This is a genomic window from Dolichospermum circinale AWQC131C (genome assembly GCF_000426905.1).
Lineage (GTDB): Bacteria > Cyanobacteriota > Cyanobacteriia > Cyanobacteriales > Nostocaceae > Dolichospermum > Dolichospermum circinale.
Genome location: NZ_KE384616.1, coordinates 47099 through 53858 on the forward strand (window position 1 = coordinate 47099; position 6760 = coordinate 53858).

Consider the following 6760-nt stretch of genomic DNA (forward strand, 5'->3'; position numbering starts at 1 on the left):
AAGTAATTCTCTGCTAAATTAGAAGCTGTCTACTAGGATAGATATAGTGAGAAACTCTACTTGCTTTTGACTAAAAACTGGGTTCTGAGTCTCTCCTCTCTACGGGGGGACGTTTAGTAAAGGGGTCAAGTTTTAATCTTTTCCTGTATGAATTTTTAATTTCTATTCCACGTAAATATAACTACCTACCTGTGGCTAATCCAGAAAATACAAACCAATCTTTAGGGCGAACACCTTTATATCAAATGGGTGTAGAACTTAAAGCCAAATTTACCAGCTTTGGTGGCTGGGAAATGCCCATACAATATAGTAGTATCATAGAAGAACACCACACTGTTAGAAATACGGTGGGAATGTTCGATATTTCTCACATGGGTAAATTTATCCTCCAAGGTCAGAACCTGATTTCCCAACTTGAGTATTTAGTTCCTTCAGATTTAAGTCGTTTACAACCTGGACAAGCACAATATACTGTATTACTAAACCATCAAGGTGGAATTGTTGACGACATCATTATTTACTACCAAGGTACAGACAGCTTTGATACGCAAAAGGTTGTAATTATCGTCAACGCCGCAACCACTGATAAAGATAGAGCATGGATATTAGCGCATCTTGATCCGAATAGAGTTGAATTTCAAGACCTTTCACGGGATAAAATTTTAATTGCTGTTCAAGGTCCAACAGCTACTAATCATCTTCAATCTTTAGTCACAGAGGATTTATCAGCAATTAAGGCTTTTGGACATTTAGAAACAACCATTTTCGGAAAATACGCATTTCTCGCTCGGACAGGTTATACAGGAGAAGATGGTTTTGAGGTCATGGTAGATTCCTCCGTGGGTATAGACTTGTGGCAAAATCTATATCATGTTGGTGTTATTCCCTGTGGACTTGGTTGTAGAGACACCCTGCGCTTAGAAGCTGCAATGGCACTTTATGGACAAGACATTGATGATACCATTACACCTCTAGAGGCTGGTTTAGGTTGGTTAGTACATTTAGATACCAAGGGTGACTTTATCGGAAAAGAAGTTTTAATACAGCAAAAAGCCCAAGGAGTACCGCGTAAACTCGTAGGTTTACAAACGGAAGGACGGAATATTCCTCGTCACGGCTACCCTGTATTATCATCGGGTCAAGTTGTAGGAGAAGTAACAAGTGGTACTCTCTCGCTGACACTTGGTTATCCCATAGCTTTGGCCTATGTTCCCAGTCAGTTAGCAACGGTCAAACAGCAGCTACAAGTGGAAATTCGCGGTAAAGCTTACCCCGCTGTAGTTGTGAAACGCCCATTTTATCGCTCAAAAAATCGTGTTATTAAGTGATATAGGATTTCCCACTTCGGTCAAGTACAGGAATATAGTATAATTTTTGAGGTTTTCGAGGAATAATGAGTTTAGGTTACGCTTGTCACAATATTGTTTTAACATTGAAGAGAAAGTGATATGTCTTCTGAATATCCCCAGGATTTGCGATACTTAGATTCCCATGAATATGTTCGTCTGGATGACGACATTGCTACTATCGGTATTACTCAGTTTGCTATAGAACAATTGGGTGATATTGTCTTTTTAGAACTAGCAGACACTGGTGATACTATTACTAAGGGAGATACCTTTGGTACTATTGAATCCGTGAAAGCCGTGGAAACACTTAATTCACCTGTTAGTGGCACAGTCATAGAGAGTAATGAAGCTTTAATAAGCGCTCCAGAACAAGTAGCGGATGATCCCTATGGTGAAGGTTGGTTCATTAAAGTGCGTGTTAATGATGCTGCGGAAATAGATGATTCTCTCACAGCAGAACAATATCAGACTTTGGTAGAGGGTATGTAAGTAGTTTCACATTTATACATTCCCGAAAATCAAGAAAAACGGTTACACTATATCTCAGCTTTTTTAGCAACCTGAAAGGCTGAGATATAGGTGATTTGAATATTTCCTCCTAAGTTGTTTTCTATCTTTTTTCCTAATTCTGTAAATAAACAATTTCTGGTTTCTATATCTAGTTTTAGGTAAGGTGTATAAGTGCTTAAAAGTAGTAGGAAATCATCAATATAATAATTAGCTTTACATACCATTTGTTCAGAAACTAAATTTTTAAATCTACCTGAATTAATAGCTATTTGTCCTAAATTTTCAACTATCTGTTTTTGAGTTTTTATATCTTCGTACCTATCTAAAAATGGAGCATACTTTTGATAAATTTCCCGGAAACTTTGATATATTTCATATTCTGGTTGGGGAGTCATATTCCAAAGCAAAATTAAAGCACCGTCGTTTTTTAAAGCTTCCGCAATTCTGATATTACCAGATTGAGGATTAATCCAATGAAAAGAAGTTGCTGCTAAAACAGCATCAAATTTTTCAGGTTCTAGTTCCCATTCTTCAAAAGTGGTCTGCTGAATTTCTACCTGTGGGTACATTTCACAGTTTTTTCTTGCTAAATGACAAGCTGCTAAACTTGATTCTAAACAAATCATAGAAAAGCCTAATTTAGCAAATGCTAAAGTTGCGTTTCCTGGTCCACAACCTAGTTCTAGGATATTAGCTTTTGGGGAAATTTGAGCTATTTCTATAGCACCATTAATAATTTCTTCTGGATAGCGAGGTCTGAATTTATTGTAAGCCTCTGCTACCTGGGAATACCAATTTTTTCTGGTTTCTAAATCTTGAGAATATAAGTTTTTAAGGATTTCAAATTCTTTCATTTATTCTTGATTTAACTTTAATAAATTTCAGGAAGTCGGGAATTTCTGGCTTGATTGTCTAATTTTAAGCTAAATAAAATCAGAATATTTACGGATGTGTATATTTAAATAATTCCTGCATTCTGTAATTAATAATTATACTAACTTACTTGAATATGCACACCTTGATTTTATCCCTTTGGCTAATTCTGACGATAATGGTCTTGTTTTTAGCAATATCTGTAATTCGCAGCCAAAAACGGCGTATATCTAAGGCTAAAAAAACCGGAAAATTAGATCCCACTCGTTTCACTTTTGGAAGTGCAGAAAAAAGACTTTGGAAACAATTATTAATGCTATTACAATTAGATAGTGTAACTGCGGAAAGACTTTTGAGACATGAACGAAATAAGTATCCAGGTAAATCAACCAAGTGGTATTTAGAAAAGGTTATTTTTAATTTAAAACGCGATCGCCATTAACTGATAATATGCAATAATTAATTCAGTTAAAAAAATCTCTCTCTGAATATCAGGTTTTCAGATTTCCTAAAGCCATAACAGCATTTTGTCCACCAAAACCAAAGCTAAAACACAGAACATTCTTAATTTTACTTTCTTGTGCTGATCTAATCAAGTTTAAATTAAATTCTGGTTGCTGAAGTCCTACACAGGGAGGTAATATATTATTCTGCAATGCCATCAGTGAAAATGCTACACCTAAAGCTCCCGATGCGCCTAATGTGTGACCTGTGCTACCTTTAGTAGAACTAATTGCTAATTTTGCTGGAAATAAACTTTGGATAATTTTACTTTCCATGCGGTCATTTAATTGGGTAGCTGTACCATGGGTATGAATGTAGTCTATAGCTGCTGGTGTCATTTGACTACGTTCTAAACATTGCTTAATTGCGACCATAGCACTTTTACCCTCTGGTTCTGGAGATATACCATGATATGCGTCTGCTGTCAAGCCAAAACCTAATATTTCTCCATAAACCTTGCTTTGACGTTGACTGGCCAACTCCGCAGATTCAAGGATAAATACAGCACCACCTTCACCTAATACCAAGCCTTCCCGGTATAAATCAAAGGGATATGCCCCTGTTTTCCCTAAAGCCCCCATTTGCTGAAATCCGGCAATTGTTAGGGGTGTAATAGGTGCTTCTACTGCACCAGCTATGGCTATTTGATACTCACCGCTTTGAATTAACATAGCAGCTTGAGCGATCGCCCAAATTCCTGTTGCACAAGCGGCCATTGGTGCTAAAATTGCCCCTGATGCTCCTATTTGTCGGGCTACAGCGATCGCATTCATTTGGGGTAAAGTATTTAACCAATTGTCTAAATTTGCTCCTCCCGCTTGTTCATGTATGTTTTGCGCCATCATTTCCCATGATGCTTGATAACCACGACTAGAACCAATGACTACAGCACAATCAGATAAAGGCGGTACTAATTGGGCATCTTGTAAAGCTGATGTAACAACTATTTCCGTTATGGTACTTAACGCCGTAGGTTTTTCAGCAATTAAGCCTAGAGGAATCACCCCCAATTCTGGAAATAGTTGATGTAATTTAATCCCAGTTTTAGCAAGTAGTAGATTTTGCCAACTATCTTCCAGATTTTTGCCTAAAGCAGAAACTAAACCAATACCAGTAACAACAACCTTAACCAATTTTAGATTTGAGATTTTAGATTTGATGTCAAAATTCAAAAGTGAGAAGTCAGCAGTGGGAATACTTGAAAAATCGGGAATAAAATCCAATTATCAATCATGTTTCCCACTGACTAATGACCAATGACTACTCAGGACTTTTCAGATTTTCCGCACCCTGGGTAACTTTTGCCGACTCAATGCGATCGCCTTGTTTAATGTTATTAACTACATCAAAGCCTTCGGTGACATTACCGAATACAGCATAATTACCATCCAAGAATGATAAATCTGCTAAAGCGAAGTAGAATTGAGAAGAAGCAGAATCAGGCATTTGTGATCGGGCCATAGCGATCGCCCCTTGCTTATGCTGTAACTCTGGCTTGTCAGTAATTGTCTTACCGTAAATAGGCTCATTCGCGCCTTTGGGCTTAATTTCTAAAGGTATACGGCGCTCACTGCCAGTTTTAGGATTAATATAGCCACCTGTTCCCAGTCTAGTAGCGGGAAATGTCGGGTCTTTACCTTGTGGATCTCCACCTTGGGCGACAAAAGGTTGGGGATCACGGACAACGCGATGAAATACTAAACCATCATAAACACCTTTTTGCACTAAATCCACGAAATTACCCGCAGTAATTGGCGCATTAATGCCATCTAATTCAATCGTAATTGGTGCGCCATTAACTGTCATCACCACTGTAGCTTTACCTTCGAGACGTGGTAAATCTTTCATGCCGGGAATACTCTCATTAGTAGGTTTTGATACTGTTTGTGTGCTTGTAGTAGCTGCTGAAGTTGGGGATGTATTAGAAGATTCTATACTGCTCGTGCATCCTCCCAAAGTCAAAGCAAAAATAATCAACCAAGCCACAAAAAATTGTGGAAATTTTAATTGCATTGTTAGTGACTGAATCAAACAAGGTTATGACCTACGGAAAATATATAGCATTTCCTATCTTACTTAGGTACAGCAATCAGGAATGAATCCCGTACCTCAGTGGACCCAGAAAACTGAAAACCCATTTTTGGGTAGGGGTAATATCCTGCGGGATCTTGGGCTACATGAATTACCCTCTACTTTCTTTCCGTTTTGCGTAAATTCTCAAAGCAGCCGATATTTTCTGGCAAAAATGTGGAATTTTGGATTTTCAATTGTGAAAACAACTCTCCCCAGAGAGAGCATAATCATTACTGATTGATCAGCAATCCAAAATCCAAAATCCAAAATCCAAAATTTAAAATTATTACAGTCCTTCTAAGGATACTCCCAAAAAACGAGCTAATTGGGCCCCTTGAGTTTCCAAATCAGCTAAAGACAAAGGTTGACCCACTCTGGTGAGGGGAATATCCCGTCTACCCTTCAGCCGGAGATACAAAGCGCGTTGAGGATTAAGACCTTCCTTAATCACAATACGCACCGATTGTACATCTTGGATGCGTCCGTCAATTTGGATTTCACGGTTTTTCCCCGGAAAACCCCAGCGAAAGATTTTTAATTTCCCCGTTTCCCGATTGAACTCATTATAGCCGCCACCTAAATCCCATAAAATCACCAGCCACAGATATAAGGCTAATAACAAGCCAGCAGCACCGTATAATCCCATTACCAATCCTTGAGGGACAAATATCAGTTGGGTGGGATCAGTAACTATGAGTAAATTAACCTTGAGATAACTGGAGATACTAGCTAAGAAAAAACCACTGGCTCCCATAGTAACAATAGTTGCCCACCAGTAGTTGCTGAACCGACGTGAACCCAGAACCTTTTGATAGAGAAGGTTCTCGCCTTTGTTAATCGTTGTTGATACCGTCATGAAACTACCTTGGACTATCTTTCTCAAGTTTGACACTCAAGCCGTCTTAATTGCAAGTTATCAAGGATATTATGGGCTTTGGGGGATAAGGGAGAATTTTTTCTGTCTTCTGATTCTGAGAAAACTTGTGTCAAATTGTTAAAATTCTGATATTGATAGTATTGGAGATAGTGAATATTTAATTTTCTTGCCCGTATCCAGCGCAAACCCTGGTGAATGTGATAAGTTAAGAATCATTAAGCTAACAAAACCCAGATTACTGGTTAATGGTGGCTGAACATGACATAATTATAAAGAAGTGATGACTTTTTAAGTAGTCAGTTCTCACAATCTCACATTCTCAAGGGCTGCTGAGATTGGAAAAAACGTTGAATTTCTCACGGTAGTTCCCATAAATTGGTAGAATCGCCGGAACACAGCTTAAAAAACGTAGCAATTTTAGTAAAAAACCAAGGATTGTAGTCAAATGACCATCGCAGTTGGACGCGCCCCCAGTAGAGGGTGGTTTGACGTATTAGACGACTGGTTAAAACGCGATCGCTTTGTATTCGTAGGTTGGTCAGGAATATTACTATTCCCCTGTGCCTTCCTGTCA

General features: G+C 38.3%; 7 protein-coding genes and 1 pseudogene. 4 read left to right on the forward strand and 4 right to left on the reverse strand.

The window, feature by feature from the left end; all coding sequences use genetic code 11:
- Positions 1-191 precede the first annotated feature (191 nt).
- Both gcvT and gcvH read left to right on the forward strand, forming a co-directional pair.
- Positions 192-1328 carry a glycine cleavage system aminomethyltransferase GcvT gene (gene gcvT, locus ACIR131C_RS0112905; protein ID WP_028090533.1) on the forward strand — a complete coding sequence of 379 codons (1137 nt, stop codon included), beginning with the start codon at positions 192-194 and terminating at the stop codon, positions 1326-1328.
- A 120-nt stretch (positions 1329-1448) separates the two neighbouring features.
- The gene (gene gcvH, locus ACIR131C_RS0112910; RefSeq protein WP_028090534.1) at positions 1449-1838 is read left to right on the forward strand and encodes a glycine cleavage system protein GcvH; all 390 of its coding nucleotides are present in this window, start codon (positions 1449-1451) and stop codon (positions 1836-1838) included.
- Positions 1839-1885: 47 nt separating this feature from the next.
- On the opposite strand, the gene ACIR131C_RS0112915 is transcribed toward gcvH, so the two are convergent.
- The gene (locus ACIR131C_RS0112915) at positions 1886-2713 is read right to left on the reverse strand and encodes a class I SAM-dependent methyltransferase (protein WP_028082779.1); all 828 of its coding nucleotides are present in this window, start codon (positions 2711-2713) and stop codon (positions 1886-1888) included.
- Positions 2714-2916: 203 nt separating this feature from the next.
- On the opposite strand from ACIR131C_RS0112915, the gene ACIR131C_RS0112920 reads away from it, so the two are divergent.
- Positions 2917-3174 (forward strand): hypothetical protein, encoded by a 258-nt coding sequence (locus ACIR131C_RS0112920; RefSeq protein WP_231395458.1) that lies wholly within the window; start codon positions 2917-2919, stop codon positions 3172-3174.
- Between the two features lie 49 nt (positions 3175-3223).
- On the opposite strand, the gene ACIR131C_RS0112925 is transcribed toward ACIR131C_RS0112920, so the two are convergent.
- The 3 genes from ACIR131C_RS0112925 to ACIR131C_RS0112935 form a co-directional block, all read right to left on the reverse strand.
- Positions 3224-4369 carry a beta-ketoacyl-ACP synthase gene (locus ACIR131C_RS0112925; RefSeq protein WP_028090536.1) on the reverse strand — a complete coding sequence of 382 codons (1146 nt, stop codon included), beginning with the start codon at positions 4367-4369 and terminating at the stop codon, positions 3224-3226.
- 127 nt (positions 4370-4496) lie between these two features.
- Positions 4497-5249, reverse strand: coding sequence for a peptidylprolyl isomerase (locus ACIR131C_RS0112930; protein WP_028090537.1), 753 nt, complete (start codon positions 5247-5249; stop codon positions 4497-4499).
- Between the two features lie 346 nt (positions 5250-5595).
- Complete coding sequence (locus ACIR131C_RS0112935; RefSeq protein ID WP_028082775.1) at positions 5596-6165, reverse strand: photosystem I assembly protein Ycf4; 570 nt, start codon at positions 6163-6165, stop codon at positions 5596-5598.
- A gap of 466 nt (positions 6166-6631) precedes the next feature.
- Between ACIR131C_RS0112935 and ACIR131C_RS25585 the strand changes: the two are divergent.
- Positions 6632-6760 (forward strand): annotated as a pseudogene (locus ACIR131C_RS25585) (photosystem II D2 protein (photosystem q(a) protein)); the annotation flags it as partial.